The 18,182-nt window shown below is 72.8% G+C and carries 14 protein-coding genes; 7 read left to right on the top strand and 7 right to left on the bottom strand.

Going from position 1 to position 18,182, the window contains the following annotated elements; genetic code table 11:
• Positions 1-158 precede the first annotated feature (158 nt).
• Both disA and radA read right to left on the bottom strand, forming a co-directional pair.
• Positions 159-1,217: a DNA integrity scanning diadenylate cyclase DisA gene (gene disA, locus ABZ562_RS40235; RefSeq protein WP_055557245.1), complete on the bottom strand. Its 1,059-nt coding sequence runs from the start codon at positions 1,215-1,217 to the stop codon at positions 159-161.
• Between the two features lie 259 nt (positions 1,218-1,476).
• The gene (radA, locus tag ABZ562_RS40230) at positions 1,477-2,898 is read right to left on the bottom strand and encodes a DNA repair protein RadA (RefSeq protein ID WP_361490184.1); all 1,422 of its coding nucleotides are present in this window, start codon (positions 2,896-2,898) and stop codon (positions 1,477-1,479) included.
• A 192-nt stretch (positions 2,899-3,090) separates the two neighbouring features.
• Between radA and ABZ562_RS40225 the strand changes: the two genes are divergently transcribed.
• On the top strand, positions 3,091-4,791 hold the full coding sequence (locus ABZ562_RS40225) for a sigma-70 family RNA polymerase sigma factor (RefSeq protein WP_361490182.1): 1,701 nt from the start codon (positions 3,091-3,093) through the stop codon (positions 4,789-4,791).
• A 435-nt stretch (positions 4,792-5,226) separates the two neighbouring features.
• Here the strand turns inward: ABZ562_RS40225 and ABZ562_RS40220 are convergent, their stop codons facing one another.
• Positions 5,227-6,084: a hypothetical protein gene (locus ABZ562_RS40220; protein ID WP_361490179.1), complete on the bottom strand. Its 858-nt coding sequence runs from the start codon at positions 6,082-6,084 to the stop codon at positions 5,227-5,229.
• 106 nt (positions 6,085-6,190) lie between these two features.
• On the opposite strand from ABZ562_RS40220, the gene ABZ562_RS40215 reads away from it, so the two are divergent.
• From ABZ562_RS40215 to ilvD, 4 genes are all read left to right on the top strand, one after another.
• Complete coding sequence (locus ABZ562_RS40215; RefSeq protein ID WP_361490176.1) at positions 6,191-7,120, top strand: Ppx/GppA phosphatase family protein; 930 nt, start codon at positions 6,191-6,193, stop codon at positions 7,118-7,120.
• Positions 7,121-7,234: 114 nt separating this feature from the next.
• Positions 7,235-8,080, top strand: a complete 846-nt coding sequence (locus ABZ562_RS40210; protein WP_361490173.1) for a sugar phosphate isomerase/epimerase — start codon at positions 7,235-7,237, stop codon at positions 8,078-8,080.
• Positions 8,077-8,733 carry a TetR family transcriptional regulator gene (locus tag ABZ562_RS40205; RefSeq protein WP_361490170.1) on the top strand — a complete coding sequence of 219 codons (657 nt, stop codon included), beginning with the start codon at positions 8,077-8,079 and terminating at the stop codon, positions 8,731-8,733. The genes ABZ562_RS40210 and ABZ562_RS40205 overlap by 4 nt, the downstream gene beginning before the upstream one ends.
• A 143-nt stretch (positions 8,734-8,876) precedes the next feature.
• A complete protein-coding gene (gene ilvD / locus ABZ562_RS40200) occupies positions 8,877-10,727 on the top strand; it encodes a dihydroxy-acid dehydratase (protein ID WP_361490168.1) in 1,851 nt (616 codons plus the stop codon).
• A 12-nt stretch (positions 10,728-10,739) separates the two neighbouring features.
• On the opposite strand, the gene ABZ562_RS40195 is transcribed toward ilvD, so the two are convergent.
• Positions 10,740-12,929, bottom strand: coding sequence for a PQQ-binding-like beta-propeller repeat protein (locus ABZ562_RS40195; RefSeq protein WP_361490165.1), 2,190 nt, complete (start codon positions 12,927-12,929; stop codon positions 10,740-10,742).
• A gap of 207 nt (positions 12,930-13,136) precedes the next feature.
• Here ABZ562_RS40195 and ABZ562_RS40190 point away from each other — a divergent pair, with 207 nt between their 5' ends.
• Positions 13,137-13,412, top strand: a complete 276-nt coding sequence (locus ABZ562_RS40190; protein ID WP_361490163.1) for an SH3 domain-containing protein — start codon at positions 13,137-13,139, stop codon at positions 13,410-13,412.
• A gap of 95 nt (positions 13,413-13,507) precedes the next feature.
• Here the strand turns inward: ABZ562_RS40190 and ABZ562_RS40185 are convergent, their stop codons facing one another.
• Together ABZ562_RS40185 and ABZ562_RS40180 are read right to left on the bottom strand one after the other, a co-directional pair.
• Positions 13,508-15,040, bottom strand: a complete 1,533-nt coding sequence (locus ABZ562_RS40185; protein WP_361490160.1) for a SulP family inorganic anion transporter — start codon at positions 15,038-15,040, stop codon at positions 13,508-13,510.
• 201 nt (positions 15,041-15,241) lie between these two features.
• Positions 15,242-15,586: a hypothetical protein gene (locus ABZ562_RS40180; RefSeq protein WP_361490157.1), complete on the bottom strand. Its 345-nt coding sequence runs from the start codon at positions 15,584-15,586 to the stop codon at positions 15,242-15,244.
• Between the two features lie 341 nt (positions 15,587-15,927).
• On the opposite strand from ABZ562_RS40180, the gene proC reads away from it, so the two are divergent.
• A complete protein-coding gene (proC, locus tag ABZ562_RS40175) occupies positions 15,928-16,737 on the top strand; it encodes a pyrroline-5-carboxylate reductase (RefSeq protein WP_361490155.1) in 810 nt (269 codons plus the stop codon).
• 53 nt (positions 16,738-16,790) lie between these two features.
• Here proC and trpS read toward each other — a convergent pair whose 3' ends face one another.
• Positions 16,791-17,810, bottom strand: coding sequence for a tryptophan--tRNA ligase (gene trpS / locus ABZ562_RS40170; protein ID WP_361490152.1), 1,020 nt, complete (start codon positions 17,808-17,810; stop codon positions 16,791-16,793).
• Positions 17,811-18,182 lie beyond the last annotated feature (372 nt).

The following is an 18,182-nucleotide window of genomic DNA, read 5'->3' as shown; positions in this document are numbered from 1 at the left end:
CGCGGGTTGCGAGCCTCCCCCAGCTACCGCTGGGAGGTGCCCCCTGCACCAGACGCCGCTCGCTGATCCGGCCTGATCCACACGACACCCCCTGGGACCTGCTCACGGCAGAGGGGGCCGGATCCGCCGACGCGGTTCCGGCCCCCTTCGCCGTGTCGCTATACGTACCGCTCCAGGATCGACGACTCCGCCAGCCGCGACAGGCCCTCGCGGACCGAGCGGGCCCGGGCCTCGCCCACGCCGTCGACCATCTGCAGATCGTCCACGCTCGCGGCCAGCAGCTTCTGCAGCCCGCCGAAGTGCTCCACCAGACGCTCGATGATCGCCCCCGGCAGCCTCGGCACCTTGGCCAGCAGCCGGAAGCCGCGCGGGGAGACCGCCGAATCCAGGGTCTCGGGGGAGCCCGTGTACCCCAGGGCGCGGGCCACGATGGGGAGTTCGAGCAGCTCGGTGTGGGTGAGCCGGTCCAGCTCGGCGAGCGCGTCGGCGACGGTGCGGGTGCGCTTGGCGGTCGGCTCGGGCACGTAGTCCCGTACGACCAGCTCCCGCTCCGGCTCGACGCCCGCGATCAGCTCGTCCAGCTGCAGCGAGAGCAGCCGGCCGTCCGTGCCCAGCTCCACCACGTACTCGGCGATCTCGGTGGCGATGCGCCGCACCATCTCCAGCCGCTGCGCGACGGCGCTGACGTCCCGGACGGTGACCAGGTCCTCGATCTCCAGCGCGGAGAGCGTGCCCGCGACCTCGTCCAGCCGCAGCTTGTACCGCTCGAGGGTGGCCAGCGCCTGGTTGGCGCGGGAGAGGATGGCGGCCGAATCCTCCAGGACCCGCCGCTGCCCGCCCACGTACAGCGCGATCAGCCGCATGGACTGGCTGACGGACACGACCGGGAACCCGGTCTGGATGGAGACGCGCTGCGCGGTGCGGTGCCGGGTGCCGGTCTCCTCGGTGGCGATCGCCGCGTCCGGGACGAGCTGCACCCCCGCCCGCACGATCTTGCTGATGTCCTTGTCGAGCACCAGCGCCCCGTCCAGCTTGCACAGTTCGCGCAGCCGCGTGGCGGTGAACTCGACGTCGATGACGAAGCCGCCGGTACACAGCGACTCGACGGTCTTGTCGGTGCCGAGCACGATGAGCCCGCCCGTGTTTCCACGGAGGACGCGCTCAAGGCCGTCGCGCAGCGCCGTGCCCGGCGCGACAGCGCTCAGAGTGGCACGCATCAGACCGTCGGCTTTGCCGGGATTCGATGCCCGGTCGCCTGCTGCCACTGCACTCCTCCGTCACAAGGTCTGAATCGGTGCCGCGAGTCGCCCCTCCGCGGCGGTGTACGAGGCTACGTAGGGGCGAGACCAGGGCAAAGTCTACCGGCGGTCCCCGGCCTCCCGTGGGGTCTCCCGGCGTACGCCCGCGGCGGGAGCCGGAGCACGGCCCTCACCGCGGGCCGGACCGCCCCGCTCACCACCGCGTTCGCCCCCTTGATCAACCCTGCTCGGGGGCGTCCTTGCGGGGCCGGTCGGCGCGCTCGCGCCGGGGCAATACGCGCAGTGCGTCCCCTATGTCCGCCACCTCCAGCACCCGCATGCCATCGGGGACGCGCCCCGGGTCGGAGGGCACCAGGGCGTGGGTGAAGCCCAGCCGGGCGGCCTCGGACAGCCGCCGCTGGACCCCCGTGACCCGCCGGACCTCGCCCGCGAGTCCCACCTCGCCGATCGCCACCAGGTTCTTGGGCAGCGGGGTGTCGCTCGCGGCGCTCGCCAGTGCCAGCGCCACCGCCAGGTCCGCCGCCGGCTCCGACAGCTTCACCCCGCCCACCGTGGCGCTGTAGATGTCGCGCTTGCCCAGCGCGCTGATCCGGCCGCGCTGCTCCAGGACGGCCAGCATCATCGAGACGCGGGAGGTCTCCAGGCCGGAGGTGGTGCGGCGGGGGGAGGGGATCTGCGAGTCGACGGTGAGCGCCTGCACCTCGGCCACCAGCGGCCGGCGGCCCTCCAGGGTGACGGTCAGACAGGTGCCGGGCACCGGCTCGGCGCGCCGGGTGAGGAACAGCCCCGACGGGTCGGCGAGGCCGGTGATGCCCTCGTCGTGCAGCTCGAAGCAGCCCACCTCGTCCGTCGCCCCGTAACGGTTCTTGACGCCGCGGACCAGCCGCAGCCGGGCGTGCCGGTCGCCCTCGAAGTGCAGCACCACGTCGACCAGGTGCTCCAGCAGCCGGGGACCCGCGATCGCGCCGTCCTTGGTCACATGGCCGACCAGCAGCGTGGACATGCCCCGCTCCTTGGACGCCCGGATCAGCGCCCCGGCCACCTCGCGCACCTGCGCCATGCCGCCGGGCGCGCCGTCGATCTCGGGGGAGGCGACGGTCTGCACGGAGTCCAGGATCAGCAGCGACGGCTTCACCGAGTCGAGATGGCCGAGCACGGCGGACAGATCGGTCTCGGCCGCGAGATACAGATGCTCGCTCAGCGCCCCGATGCGGTCGGCGCGCAGCCGGACCTGGCTCGCCGACTCCTCCCCGGTGACGTACAGCGTCCGGTGGTCGTCGCTGGCCGCCTTGGCCGCGACGTCCAGCAGCAGCGTCGACTTGCCGACCCCCGGCTCCCCGGCCAGCAGCGCCACGGCGCCGGGTACCAGGCCGCCGCCGAGCACCCGGTCCAGCTCGTCCACGCCGGTGGAGCGGGCGGTGGCCTGGCGGCCGTCGACCTGGCCGATGGGCAGCGCGGCCGAGGTGACCCGGCCGGGCGCGGTGGTCCGCACGGCGGGCGCGCCGAACTCCTCGACCGTGCCCCACGCCTGGCACTCCGGGCAGCGGCCGAGCCACTTGGCCGTGGTCCAGCCGCATTCGGTGCAGCGGTAGGAAGGGCGGTCCTTGGCGGATGAACGGGAGGAGCTACGGGCAGCCATGGCGTCAACGCTAGCGTCGCCCACCGACAGCGGTGCGCCCGGCAGCGCTTGCCCGGCCCGGGTGCGCATAGCAGTTCCGGGGCACGGGAGGGGGACACCTGTCCCCTTATGAGGGAGATGGTCACCCGTAAGGATTAAAACTGCCCAAGTAAGGCGAGCAAGTCTGCATCATCCGCCTACGGTCACCGGGTGATGAGCAGCAGGTCCGAGCACTCGACACACGCCGCCGGCGCACACCGGGCGAAGCGCCGCGCGCCCCGCGTCGCCACCACGCGCCCCCAGCGGCCCCCCGCGCGCTACGAGCCGTATCTGGACGGTCTGTTCACCTACTGCCTGTCGGTCCTGTGCGAGCACGACGCCGCGGCCGTCACGCTCGGCGATGTGCTGGCCGTCGCCGAGCGGCGGCTCGGGCGGGGGCGGGGGCGCGCGGAGGCCGAGGAGGAGCCGAGCCGTCCGTGGCTCTACGCGGTCGCCCGCTGGGCCTGTCTGCGCAAGCTCGCCGAGCTGCGGGAGCAACGGGACCCGCGGGACGGGCGGGACGGTCCGGGCACCGCGCCGCCCGAACCCGTCGCCGACGCGCGCCGCCGCGAACTCGCCGCGCTCGCCTGGCCCGAGGCCGCCGGGACCACCGCCGCCCAGCGCGAGGCGCTCGAACTCCACGTCCGCCACCAGCTCACCCCCGCCGAGGTCGCCGCCGCGCTCGGCAAGGAGCCCGACGAGACCCGCGCCCTGCTCTCCAGCGCCGCCTGCGAGGTGGAGCGGACCCGCGCCGCGCTCGCCGTCGTCGAACTGGGCCACTGTCCCGTCGTCGCCCGCCGCGCGGGCGACACCCAGGTGCTGCTCTCCGCCGCGCTCCGCCGCGAGCTGGTGCGCCATGTCGACGACTGCCGCGAATGCCGCCGGATGGCGGAGCGGGCCACGGCGGACGGCCCCTGGCCCGGCACGGCCGCCGCCCCCGCCGCGCTGCCGGTGCTGGAGGCCCCCCGCCCCGATGTGCACGCCGCGATGCTGTGCGCCCTGAGCGCCCGCCCCGTGCGCGCCGCGGCCGGTCCGCGCTTCGACCGGCGCGGCTTCCCGCTGGACCCCCAGGACCGGGCCGCCCGCCGCAGCAGGCTGCGCAGCCGCGCCCTGACCACGACCGTGGTCGCCACGGTCATTGCCGCCCCGGTGCTCGCCCTGTGGGCCGCCTACCGGGGCGCGCCGCTCGCCGGTGACGAGCACGACACGGATTCGGTGGCCGCCGCCAACGCGGACGGTGCGGACGGCGCGGACGGCGCGGGCAAGGCTCCGGCCGGTGAGCAGGATCGGTCCGCCGGACGTGCGTACGAGCAGGCGGGCAGCGCGCAGGACCGTTCCGGCGCGGCCCGGCTGCGAACCCGGGCCGGCGCGCCGGGGGCCGCCGAGGTGACGGTCGAGGTCATCGGCGCGGACGGCGACCGGGACCGGCTCGGCTCGGGCGCCGGGCGGTCCCGCCGCCCGAGCGGCGGCGGCCGCCACGGCGGCGAATCCGCCCCTCCCCGCCCCGCCCCCGGGCCCGGGCGGCTCACCGTGGAGGCCCAGCCGAGCGGCGATGTGACGGTCATCACCCTGGCCGCCTCGGGCGGCGCCCCGGTGTACTGGTCGGCCTCGGCGTCGGGCGGCGCCCCCTGGCTCCAGCTGAGCCGCACCGCCGGTGAGCTGCGCCCCGGCGAGTCGGTGACGATCACGGTGTCGGTCGACGAGGAGCGCGAGCCACCGGGCCGGTGGCGGGCGCGGGTGATGGTCGCGCCGTCGGGCGCGATGGTGGTGATCGAGGGCCAGGGCCCCGCCCCGACTCCCACCCCCACACCCCCCGGCACCCCCTCGCCCCCGTCCACCCCGCCCCCCTCGGACCCGCCGACGCCGAAGGATTAGCGGGCGCGGCGGCAGCCGCCGCGAGGGTGCCGCGTCCCCACGCCCCGGCGCCAAGTCCGTCGGGTTGGGGTGGGGGCCGATGCCGCACAGCCGTGCCGGGTGGGCTCGCCGCTGCCCGAGGCTCCGGTGCCGGGGCCCGGCGCGGCGCCTCGGCACCGCCGAGTCGCGGCTCTCGCCGTGGCGCCGAGTCCGTCGCGGCGGTCTGGTGCCGATGCCACGCAGCCGTGCCGGGTGGGCTCGCCCCTGCCCGCGGCCCCAGCACCGGGGCCCGGCGCCCCGGCTCTTGCCGTGGCGCGGGGTCGATGCCGCGCAGCCGTGCCGGGTGGTGGGCTCGCCGCTGCCCGAAGGCCCGGCGCCCCGGCCCCGCGCAAGCGGGGGTCCAGGGGACGCAGCCCCCTGGTTACGGGAAGCGGCGGGGTGGGGGAGAAGGCCCCCTCAGCCCACCGGGTCCGCCGGGTGGGGGGCCACCAGGGGCAGGGAGGCCGCCAGCCGCGCCTCGCACAGCTCCGCCAGCCGGTCGTACCCCGCCTTGCCCATCAGCTCCGTCAGCTCCGGCCGGTACGACACGTACACCGGCTCCCCGGCGCCGTGCGCCGACACCGCCGAGGTGCACCACCAGTGCAGGTCGTGCCCGCCCGGGCCCCACCCCCGGCGGTCGTATTCGCCGATCGTGATCTGCAGCACCTGCGTGTCGTCCGGCCGGTCGACCCACTCGTACGACCGCCGCACCGGCAGCTGCCAGCAGACGTCCGGCTTGGTCTCCAGCGGTTCGCGCCCCTCCCGGAGCGCCAGGATGTGCAGCGCGCAGCCCGCGCCGCCCGCGAAGCCGGGGCGGTTCTGGAAGATGCACGAGCCCTCGTAGCGGCGCGTCTGGCGGTCGCCGTCGTCCTCGTCCTCCTCCACCCAGCCCCGGGCGTGCCCCTCGTCGTGGAACTGCCAGATGTCCGGGGTCAGCCGGGCCATGTGGCGGCCGACCCGCTCCTCGTCCTCCTCGTCCGAGAAGTGCGCACCCAGCGTGCAGCAGCCGTCGCTGGCGCGACCGGCCTGGATGCCCTGGCAGCCCTGGCCGAAAACGCAGCTCCAGCGGGAGGTCAGCCAGGTCAGGTCACAGCGGAAGACCTGTTCCTCGTCGGCGGGGTCGGGGAATTCGATCCAGGCGCGGGCGAAGTCCAGGCCGACCTCGTCCGCGGGCGGGGCCGCCGGGGAGGAGACCGGCGCCTGCTCGGGGCTCTGCTCCTGCTCCGGGGCGTTCTTTCGGCCTTTGTCCTGCTTCGCCTTTTTCGTCTTTGCCACGGTGCAAGGGTATGCCCCCGCCATGGAGGCGCCGGGGACGGGGACCGCACGGGCCCGGGTGGGATCCCGTGCATGACCACGCCAGGCGCACAGTAGCGTTCTGGACATGAGACTCGGTGTCCTCGACGTGGGTTCGAATACGGTCCATCTGCTGGTGGTGGACGCGCATCAGGGCGCCCGCCCGCTGCCCGCCCACTCCCACAAGGCGGAACTGCGGCTGGCCGAACTCCTCGACGGCGACGGGGCGATCGGCTCCGAAGGCGTCGATCGCCTGATCGCGGTGATCAAGGAGGCGCTGCAGGCGGCCGAGGACAAGGGCGTCGAGGAGGTCCTGCCGTTCGCGACCTCCGCGGTACGGGAGGCCGCCAACGCCGACGGCGTCCTCGCCCGGGTCGCCGAGGAGACCGGCGTACGGCTGCGCGTGCTCAGCGGCGAGGACGAGGCGCGGCTCACCTTCCTGGCCGCCCGCCGCTGGTGCGGCTGGTCGTCGGGACGGCTGCTGCTGCTGGACATCGGCGGCGGCTCGCTGGAGATCGCGTACGGGCTCGACGAGGAACCCGACGCGGCGGTCTCGCTGCCGCTGGGCGCCGGCCGGCTGACCGCCGCGTGGCTGCCCGGCGACCCGCCCGGCCCGGAGGACGTCCGCGCCCTGCGCCGGCATGTGCGGACCGAGATCGCCCGCATCGTCGGCGACTTCAGCCGCCACAGCACACCGGACCAGGTGGTCGCCACCTCCAAGACCTTCAAGCAGCTGGCCCGGATAGCGGGCGCGGCACGCTCCGCCGAGGGGCCGTACGTGGAGCGCAGGCTGACCGCCAAGGCGCTGGCGGAGTGGGTGCCCCGGCTGGCGGCCATGACCGTCGCGGAGCGCGCCGAGCTGCCGGGGGTGTCCGACGGGCGGGCCCCGCAGCTGCTGGCGGGGGCGCTGGTCGCCGAGGCCGCCATGGATCTGTTCGGCGTCGAGGTGCTGGAGATCTGCCCGTGGGCGCTGCGCGAGGGGGTCATTCTGCGCCGCCTCGATCACCTGCCCACATGACGCCTCGACCACCTGCCCACATGACGCCTGAGGCGCCTGCCCGCATGACGCCCGCATGACGTGATCGGCGGTCGCGGTTTAGTCGCACAGAGCAGCGGCCGTACGCTGTCCCTCGTGACAGAGCCAGTGGTGCGCATCCCGGATGCGAAGGTCGCCCTGTCCACCGCCTCGGTCTATCCGGAGTCGACGGCGACGGCCTTCGAGATCGCCGCGCGGCTGGGCTACGACGGTGTCGAGGTCATGGTGTGGACCGATCCGGTCAGCCAGGACATCGAGTCGCTGCGCCGCCTCTCGGAGTATCACGGGGTGCCGATTCTTGCCGTGCACGCGCCATGTCTGCTGATCACTCAGCGGGTGTGGTCCACCGATCCGTGGGTCAAGCTGCAGCGGGCCAAGGCGGCGGCCGAGCGGCTGGGCGCGTCCACCGTCGTCGTCCACCCGCCGTTCCGGTGGCAGCGCAATTACGCCCGCGAGTTCGTACGCGGAATCTGGCGGATGGCGGACGAGACCGACGTGCGATTCGCGGTGGAGAACATGTTCCCGTGGCGCTACCGGGACCGGGAGATGCTCGCGTACGCGCCGGACTGGGACGTCACCAAGGACGACTACCGGCACTTCACGATCGACCTGTCGCACACCGCGACCTCCCGCACGGACGCCCTGGACATGGTGGACCGGATGGGCGACCGGCTCGCCCATCTCCACCTCGCCGACGGCCACGGCTCCAACAAGGACGAGCACCTGGTGCCGGGGCGCGGCACCCAGCCCTGCGCCGAGCTGCTGGAACGTCTCGCCACGACCGGCTTCGACGGCCATGTGGTGGTCGAGGTGAACACCCGGCGGGCCATGTCCCAGGCCGAGCGCGAGGCGGATCTCGCGGAGGCGCTGGCCTTCACCCGGCTCCATCTGGCCTCCCCGACCCCGGCCTCCCGGACGGGCAGGGCGGTGCGCCGGAAGTGACTCCCGCGACACCCCCGCCCACACCCCCGCCCCCGCCGCCCGCCGCCGGGCCCCGCCGCGGCCGCGGCCGCCCGGCCCGCGGCAGCGTGGCCGAAGGGCCCGGGGCCCGCGACCGGATCCTGACCGCGGCGCGCAACGAGTTCGCCGAGCGCGGCTACGACAAGGCCTCCATCCGTGGCATCGCCAAGGCCGCCGAGGTGGACCCGGCCCTGGTCCACCACTACTTCGGCACCAAGCAGCAGGTCTTCGGCGCGGCGATCGAGCTGATCCTGGCACCCGCCATGGGCGCCCCGGACGCGGTGCACGGCGGCAGCCCGGCGGGCGCGGGTGAGCGGATGGCCCGCTTCTTCTTCGCCACCTGGGAGAACCCGGTCTCCCGGCTGCCCCTGCTGGCGGTGATGCGCTCCGCGCTCACCAACGAGGCGGCCGCCGCCGTACTGCGCGGGATGATCGAGCGGCGGCTGCTGATGCGGATGGCGCGCGACTTGGACGTGCCGGACCCGGAGTTCCGGGCCCAGCTCGCGGCCGCCCAGATCCTCGGGGTCGCGATGCTGCGGTACGTGATCAAGATGGAGCCGGTGGCCTCGGCGACCGTGGACGAGATCATCGCCATGGTGGGCCCGACGCTCCAGCGGTATCTCACCGAGAAGTGATGCCTGATTCCGCACTGTGAGCCGCCCGTCTCTGGATCCGGACACCGCATCGGGATTCGCGCCCCACAGGCGTAGAGTCAGAAGACTCCGAACCGATCCGCAGGTCCGCTTCACAGGACGCACTTACGAGGGAGCCGAGCACCGTGCCCGAGCTGAGGTCTCGCACCGTCACCCACGGCCGCAACATGGCGGGCGCCCGCGCCCTTATGCAGGCTTCCGGCGTAGCGCGTGAGGACTTCGGCAAGCCGATCGTCGCCGTGGCCAACAGCTTCACCGAGTTCGTGCCCGGCCACACCCACCTCCAGCCGGTCGGCCGGATCGTCAGCGAGGCGGTCCACGCGGCGGGCGGCATCCCGCGCGAGTTCAACACCATCGCCGTCGACGACGGCATCGCGATGGGCCACGGCGGGATGCTCTACAGCCTGCCCTCCCGCGACCTGATCGCCGACTCCGTCGAGTACATGGTCGAGGCGCACTGCGCGGACGCGCTGATCTGCATCTCCAACTGCGACAAGATCACGCCCGGGATGCTGATGGCCGCGATGCGGCTCAACATCCCGACCGTCTTCGTCTCCGGCGGCCCCATGGAGTCCGGCCGCGCGACCCTCGTCGACGGCACGGTCCGCAAGCTCGACCTGATCACCGCGATCTCCGAGGCCGTCAACGACAAGGTCTCCGACGAGGACATCGCCCTCATCGAGGACAACGCCTGTCCGACCTGCGGCTCCTGCTCCGGCATGTTCACCGCCAACTCGATGAACTGCCTCACCGAGGCGATGGGCCTCGCCCTGCCGGGGAACGGCTCGGTGCTGGCCACCCACACCGCCCGCAAGGAGCTGTACGAGACGGCCGGGCGCACGGTCGTGGAGATCACCAAGCGCCACTACGAGCAGGACGACCAGACCGTCCTGCCGCGCAACATCGGCTCCCGCGCCGCCTTCGAGAACGCCATGGCCCTCGACATCGCCATGGGCGGCTCCACCAACACGATCCTCCACCTGCTGGCCGCGGCCCAGGAGGCCGGGCTCGACTTCGACATGCAGGCGATCGACGAGATCTCCCGCCGGCTGCCCTGCCTGTCCAAGGTCGCGCCCAACATCGCCCCCGGCGGCGTCTACTACATGGAGGACGTCCACCGGGCCGGCGGCATCCCCGCCATCCTCGGCGAGCTGTACCGCGCGGGCCTCCTCAACGAGGACGTGCACTCGGTGCACTCCGATTCGCTCGCCGACTGGCTCAAGCAGTGGGACATCCGCGGCGGTTCGCCGTCGGCCGAGGCCGTCGAGCTGTTCCACGCCGCGCCCGGCTGCGTCCGCTCCGCGACCGCCTTCTCCCAGTCCGAGCGCTGGGACACCCTGGACACCGACGCCGAGGGCGGCTGCATCCGCGACGTCGCGCACGCCTACTCCACCGAGGGCGGCCTGGCCGTCCTCTACGGCAACCTCGCCGAGGACGGCTGCGTCGTGAAGACCGCGGGCGTCGACGAGTCGATCTGGACCTTCGAAGGCCCGGCCGTCGTCTGCGAGTCGCAGGAGGAAGCCGTCGAGCGGATCCTGAACAAGCAGGTCAAGGAGGGCGACGTCGTCGTCATCCGCTACGAGGGCCCCAAGGGCGGCCCCGGCATGCAGGAAATGCTCTACCCCACCTCGTTCCTCAAGGGCCGGGGCCTGGGCAAGGCCTGCGCGCTGATCACCGACGGCCGTTTCTCCGGCGGCACCTCCGGCCTGTCCATCGGCCACGCCTCCCCCGAGGCGGCCTCCGGCGGCACCATCGCCCTCGTCGAGGACGGCGACCGGATCCGCATCGACATCCCGGCCCGCACGATGGAACTCCTCGTGCCCGACGAGGAGCTGGCCGCCCGCCGCGAAGCCCTGGGCGGCGTCTACGCCCCGAAGAACCGCGAGCGCAAGGTGTCCACCGCCCTGCGCGCCTACGCGGCCATGGCCCTCAGCGCGGACAAGGGCGCCGTCCGGGACGTCACCCGGCTGGGATGAGTCCGGGATAGTTCACCAGCGCGCCGGATCCCGGGCGTCCACGGCGAACACCGTGCCGTCCGGGGCCGTCGCGAAGACCTTGCCCGCCGCCGCCACCGGCGCGGGCATCAGGGCCAGGAAGCCCTGGCCGCCGGGGCGGTCCGCGCGGGGGCGGGTCTGGCCGAGCAGCCGGGCCCGCCGCGTGTCCACCGCCAGCAGACGGCCGTCCGCCGACGAGAAGTACAGCCGCTCACCCGAGACCACCAGCGGCGAGGCGTTGGCCACCGAGGTCTCCATCCGCCACCGCTGCGCCCCGCGCGCGGTGTCGACGGCCACCAACCCGCCGTCCTCGCCCAGCAGATACACCCGGTCGCCCCGGACGGCGGCGCTGCTCAGGGACACCGGGACGGTCAGCTCGGACCGCCGCTCGGCCCGCCGCGCCGGGTCGTAGCGGACGACGGCGACGGTACGGGTCTGCTCATCGGCCTCCGTCAGGTGGAGGACGCCGTCCGGGCCCTGCCCCACGGGGGTGAGGGTGCCGGAGAGCGAGCGCTGCCAGCGCGTCGTACCGCGCACCGTGTCGATCGCCGTGACCTGTGTGTGCCGGCCGTCGGGGGCGGTGGTGAGGGCGTACGCGGTGCGGCCGTCGCCGTAAGCGAAGAAGCTCGGCTCCGGGTGCCCGGCCAGGCGATGGCTCCAACGCTCCCGGTTCGTCGCCCCGTTCACCGCAGTGACGGTGCCGTCCGCCGCGACCAGCAGCACCGTGCCGCCCGCGGAGTACACCCGGCCGCCGTACGCGGACACCTCGCGGCTCCAGCGGACCGCGTGGGTACGCGGATCCAGCGCCTCCAGCCGCGTCCCGTCCGGCGACACCATCCGCACCAGACCGCCCGCCGGGACCGGCGCGGGCGTGGTCGTCCCGGCGGGGCGGCTCGTGGGCGCCGGGCGCGACCACACCACCCGGCCGTCGGCGGGGTCGAGCCGGGCGGCCTGGACCCCGCGCGCCGCGCAGTACAGCGCGCCGTCCCCGTACGAACAGGACGCGGGCCGGGCGCCCTCGGCCTTCGCCTCGGCCGCTCCGCCGCGCAGCTCCCGCTCCCACGGCCGCCACGCGGTGGTGGTCGCGGCGCTGTTGCGCGGATGCCGCTCCGCGGTGGACTCCCGCTCGTCCAGCTGACTCAGTCCCACGACCGTGCCCGCGCCCAGCAGGACGAGCGCGGCGAGCGCCGCCGGGACCCACCGCCGCACACCCCGGCGCCCCCGCGGCGCGGCCTCCCCGGCCACCTCGGGCACGGCCACCTCGGGCACGGCCACCTCGGACCCGGGCGCCGCCTCGGGCTCGGACTCCGCCTCAAGCCCGGACGGCACCCGTGGCTCCGCCACCCGCTGCGCCGGGAGCACCACGGGGGCGACGGGCCCCCGCGCCTCCGGCGGCTGCGGCCCGCGGACCGCCCGCAACACGGTCATCAGGGCATCCGGGGTGGGCCGTTCCGCGGGGTTCTTGGCCAGACAGCGCTCGATCAGCGGCAGCAGTTCGTCCGGCACCCCCGCCAGATCGGCCTCGTCGTGCACCACTTGGTACGCCACGATGTACGGGCTCTCGGACTCGAACGGCCCCCGCCCCGTCGCCGCGTGCACCAGCAGCGACCCCAGCGCGAACACGTCCGCCGCCGGGCCCACCGCCCGCGGCCGCTGGAACTGCTCGGGCGCCATGAACGGCGGCGTGCCGATCAACTTGCCCGTCTCGGTGCGCAGTTCGCTGTCGGACGGCCGGGAGATCCCGAAGTCGATGACCTTCGGGCCGTCCGCCGCGAGCAGCACGTTGCTCGGCTTCAGATCGCGGTGGACGACCCCCACCCGATGGATGTCGCGCAGCGCCTCCGCCAGCCCGGCCGCCAGCGCCACCACCTCGTCCGACGCCAACGAGCCGTTCCGCTTGACGTGTTCGGCCAGGGTCGGGCCGGGGATGTAGGTGGTGGCCATCCAGGGCCGCGGCCCTTCCGGATCGGCGTCCACGACGGGCGCCGTGAACGCCCCGCTGACCCGCCGCGCGGCCGCCACCTCCTGCCGGAACCGCGCCCTGAACTCGGGGTCTTCGGCGAACTCGGCATGTACGACCTTCACCGCGAGCCGTCGGCCCGACGCCGAGCGGGCGAGATGGACCACGCCCATGCCACCCGAGCCGAGGAGTGCCTCCAGTCGGTACTGCCCGGCGTACTCCATGTCTTCCGCTTCTGGCCCCGTCCCGGCTCCGCGCCCCGGCGGCATGCCCCACCCCCGTGTCATCGGCCCGCTAAGCGACTCGGCGAGCCTAGTCGATGATGTGTACGAGCCTTGTTAACCTCCGCATGTCGTGTCACTTGATCCGACATCCGACATGTGCACCACTCGCACAAAGTTCGGAATGACAATCCAACGGGGGAGGGCCACATGGCCATGGAAGAAGCCGTCGCGCAAGCCGTCACCTATCCGACCGCGCCCGGCTACCAGGTGAACGTCCGCAGCGGTCCCGGCACGGGCTACGCGCTGGTCAAGAAGCTGCCGGCCGACACCCGGGTGCCGATCCGCTGCCAGACGCACGGTCAGCGGGTGTCCGGCCCGTACGGCTCGACGGACATCTGGGACTGCATCGCGCCGGGGCAGTACGTGTCCGACGCCTATGTGAGGACGGGAAGCGACGGCTTCGTCACCGTCGCCTGCGGCTGAACCGCGCCCGGCCGAACCGCACGCCCGGCGAAAAGCCCCGGGCCCCCGGCGCGAGAAGCGCCGAGGGCCCGGGGCTGGGCTGTGCCGTTCAGGTGTTACGCGGGTACTTTCGTGTCCTCTTCGACGGGTTCCGCATGGCTCACGACCGCGTTGTGCCGCTCGGTCCACGTGGCCAGCGCCATCTCGCAGGCGTGGTCCACATGGCGCAGACCCCTCAGGTCCAGCTCCACGACCCGCTCACGGGGCAGCCCCTCCAGCTCGTCCAGCAGCTTGGGCAGCCGGAGGAAGGTCGCGTTGCCGAGCACCCGCACCTTGATGGGCTGGTCCTCGTTGGCGTCGCGCCCCGTGACGTCGATGTGGACGTGCGAGGTCTCCCAGGCGGTCTTGATGACCGACAGCAGCAGACCGATGATGACGCCCTCGAACATGTCGGTGGTGACGATGGCCCCGGCGGTCACGATCAGGATGATCGCCTCGCCCCGGCGCTCCCGCCACAGCGGCAGCAGCTCCTTGGTCGGGATCAGCTTCCAGCCCGCGTGCACCAGCACACCGGCGAGCGTCGCGATCGGGATGATGCCCAGCGCGGAGGGGAAGAGGACCGCGAAGACCAGCAGCCACACACCGTGCAGGATGCGCGAGAGCTTCGTCTTGGCACCGGCGAACACATTGGCCGAGCTGCGCACGATCACCGCGGTCATCGGCAGCGCGCCGAGCACACCGCACACCGCGTTACCGGCGCCCTGCGCCATCAGTTCCTTGTCGTACTGGGTGCGCGGACCGTCGTGCAGCCGGTCCACGGCCGCTGCGCTGAACAGGCTCTCCGCCGACGCGATCAGCGTGAACGCGAGGACGGTCCCGATCATGCCCACATCGGTCAGCTGAGTGAACTCACCGAGGCCGGGGGGCTGGATGGCCTCCAGCAGACCCTTGACCTCGACCCGGGCGACCGGCAGATCGAGGCTGACCGTCGCGATCGTCGCGAGCATGACCGCGGCCAGCGGCGCGGGGAGGATCTTGGCGCCCTGCTTGAAGCGCGGCCAGAAGACCAGGACCAGGATGGTTCCGACGCCGATGGCCACGGCCGTGAGCGAGTCGCTCGACCCGGCCACATCGCCGATCAGCCCGGGAATACCGAAGATCTTGTCGAGCCCGCTGCTCGGGGCCCTCATGTCGCCGAGCGCGTAGAGCTGCCCGGCGATCAGTACGAGGCCGATGCCGGCCAGCATGCCCTGCACCACGGCGAGCGAGATCGCCCGGAACCAGCGGCCGAAGCCCAGGGCGCCCATGGCCAGCTGGAGCAGTCCGGAGATCAGGACGAGGACGCCCAGTGCCGCGACGCCGTATTCCTGGACCGCCTCGAAGACCAGCACCGTCAGACCGGCGGCGGGGCCGGAGACCTGCAGGCTGCTGCCCGGCAGGCAGCCGGTGATCAGACCGCCGACGATGCCGGTGATCAGGCCCAGCTCGGCCGGGACGCCGGAGGCGACGGCCACACCCACGCACAGGGGCACGGCCACCAGGAAGACGACGAGGGAAGCGGTGAAGTCGGCGCGGAATGTCCCGGCGCCAGGGGAAGAGCCTGCGGCGCCGCCGGCGCCGCGGAAACGGTCGAGTAGAGAGTTTCGCATGAGGGTTGCCTCCAGTGCGCCCCGTCACCGGCTCTGGGCAGGCGGGGGCATGGCATAGCACTTCGTCAGTGGGATCGATGGAATCGGTCGCTGGCGGTGAAGCTCGCTTGCTCACACGAAGCGTGAGGAAGCGGGAAACGTGACGCGCGAGGGCGCACGGAATAAGCCGTCATGAGCCGTCGGCATATGACGGCGCAACCCTCAGCAGCGGAAGATCTGGAGAGTGACGGGCAGCTCGCCCGATCTCGAGACCGGCACGGCCTCCCGGCCCGTGCGGGATGTGGTGATCGCGGTGCGCGGCATCGGCACACCCGCGTCGCATCCGCACACACACCCGTATTTGCCGCTCGGTGTGGGTGCGGTCAGCGGGGCTCGTCCGTTACGGAGCCCGTTGCAGTCCTCGACCCCGTCATCATGATGGGTGGAGAGAGCCTTGATGATCGGCTTGGGGTCGGCGGACACCGTCGAGGCGATCGTTTCGGGATGGGTGACCTGCGCGGACGTGCAGTCCGCGGCGATGAAGAGGGCGAGCAGTACGGATACCACGGCCAGTAGCCCACGAGCGGTATGCCGGACCGTCCTCACCATCGCCTCCCTCCTATACGTATCGACACTCAACTCCATTGTGTCCAGAACCCCGTGACCATTTGCAAGTTGATATGTAACCAACTTGTGAACGGAGAGGCATCGAACAGGACGGATTCGTTCCGGTCGCTCCGGCGGACGCCAGCGCTCACAAGCGATCGGGTCACGCCGGGTAGCCGAGGGGAGGGGGTGAAAAATATTATTCATCGAACAATGAATAAGGATCGACGCGTCACCCGGCTGCCCGGTGCGAGGATGAGAGACGTCCATCCATCGCAGCAACGCACGAGGTGAGCCGCACTATGACGGAGACGGTCGCCGTGCTCGGCACGGGAAAGATCGGCGAAGCCCTTCTCAGCGGAATGATCCGCGGTGGCTGGAAACCGACCGATCTGCTGGTCACCGCCCGCCGCCCGGAGCGCGCCCAGGAGCTGCGGTCACGCTACGGCGTCGAGGCCGTCACCAACGCCGAGGCCGCCAAGGCCGCCGACACCCTCATCCTCACCGTCAAGCCGCAGGACATGAGCACGCTCCTGGACGAGCTGGCCCCGCACGTGCCCGCCGACCGGCTGGTGATCTCCGGCGCCGCGGGCATCCCCACCTCCTTCTTCGAGGCCCGCCTGGCCGTCGGCACCCCCGTGGTGCGCGTCATGACCAACACCCCGGCCCTCGTCGACGAGGCCATGTCCGTCATCTCGGCGGGCAGCCACGCCAAGGAGGAGCACCTGGCCCACGCCGAGGCGATCTTCGGCGGCGTCGGCAAGACGCTCCGCGTCCCGGAGAGCCAGCAGGACGCCGCGACCGCCCTCTCCGGCTCCGGTCCCGCGTACTTCTACTTTCTCGTCGAGGCCATGACGGACGCCGGAATCCTGCTCGGGCTGCCCCGCGACAAGGCCCACGACCTGATCGTCCAGGCGGCGATCGGCGCCGCGACGATGCTGCGCGACAGCGGCCAGCACCCGGTCTCGCTGCGCGAGGCCGTGACCTCCCCCGCGGGTACGACGATCAGCGCCATCCGCGAACTGGAGAGCCACGGCGTACGGGCTGCCCTGATCGCCGCCCTCGAGGCGGCCCGCGACCGCAGCCGCGAGCTGGCCTCCGGCAACAGCTGACCCGCCCGCGACCCCGGGCCGGGGCCCGGCGGCCCCGGCCCGGATTCCGCGGCTCAGACCGACGGCAACAGCCCCACCGCCGCATAGGCGGCGTCGACCCGTGGCCGGGCCAGCGCCCGGGCCCGCTCGGCCCCGGCCCGCAGCACCCCGTCCACATAATCCGGATCCGCGCTCAGCTCGGCATGCCGCGCCCGGAGCGGCCGCAGCAGCTCCACCACCGCCTCGGCCACCGCCCCCTTCAACGCCCCGTACGAGGTGTACTCCTCGGCCAGCACCTCCGGCTTGCCCCCGGTGCACCCCGCGAGCACATCCAGCAGATTCGCCACCCCGGGCCGCTCCTCCCGGTCGTACCGGACATCGCTGCCGCTGTCCGTGACCGCCCGCATGATCTTCTTGCGCACGACATCGGTCTCGTCCAGCAGATAGACGATGCCCCTGCCCTCGCCGTGCGACTTGCCCATCTTCGACAGCGGGTCCTGCAGATCCATCACCCGCGCCGCCACCGGCGGAGCCGTCGCCCGGGGAACGGTGAAGACCGGCCCGTACCGCTGGTTGAACCGCCGCGCCAGATCCCGGGTCAGCTCCACGTGCTGCGTCTGGTCGTCGCCGACCGGCACCTGGTCCGTCCCGTACGCCAGGATGTCGGCCGCCATCAGCGCCGGATAGGTGAGCAGCGACAGCCGTACGCTCCTGCCGCGCGCCGACTCCCGCGCGACCTTCTCCTTGTACTGGATCATCCGCCGCATCTCGCCGTCGGCGGCCGTGCACTCCATCAGATAGGACAGCCGCGCGTGTTCGTCCACATGGCTCTGGACGAACAAGGTGCACTGCGCCGGATCCAGACCGGCGGCGAGGAACAGCGTGGCCGCCTGCCGGGTCAGCCGTCGCACCCGCGCCGGATCGTGCTCCACGGTCAGCGCGTGCAGATCGACGACGCAGAACAGCGCGTCGGCCCGGTACTGGTCCTCCTCGACCCACCGGCGCACGGCGCCGAGGTAGTTGCCGAGGGTCAGATGCCCGGTCGGCTTGACCCCGCTGAAGATCCTGGGCCGTGCCGTCGTGGTGTGTGCCATGGGTGTGCTCTCTCCCGTTGTCCCGGGACCGCCGGACCGTACGGCCGGCTCCGCGAGAGGGAGGAGATACGAAAACGGCCGCCGGAGCGGCGGCCGTGGAGGTGCATGCGCTGGGGGCGGCCGCCGTCAGGCGGGCCACCACTGTGCGATGTGCGCATGCTTCGTCATGCCACAGAGCGTACGCCCGCCTGGGCGCCCCGGCACGGGTTTGAACGCCGCCGGGGCGTCGTGTAGTGTTCTTCGAGTTGTCACGGAGCCCGCAGGGAAACGGGACAGCCACTCGAGCCGCACCGGCGGCAAACCACTCCGCACGACCCCCAATCGGGAACGACTTCGGCATGCCGAAATCCGGACCGAAAAGCTCGATTATGA

Origin of the sequence: Streptomyces sp. NPDC019937 (assembly GCF_040631655.1) — a bacterium.
Taxonomy (GTDB): Bacteria; Actinomycetota; Actinomycetes; order Streptomycetales; family Streptomycetaceae; genus Streptomyces.
This window is presented reverse-complemented; position numbering and strand designations above follow the sequence as displayed.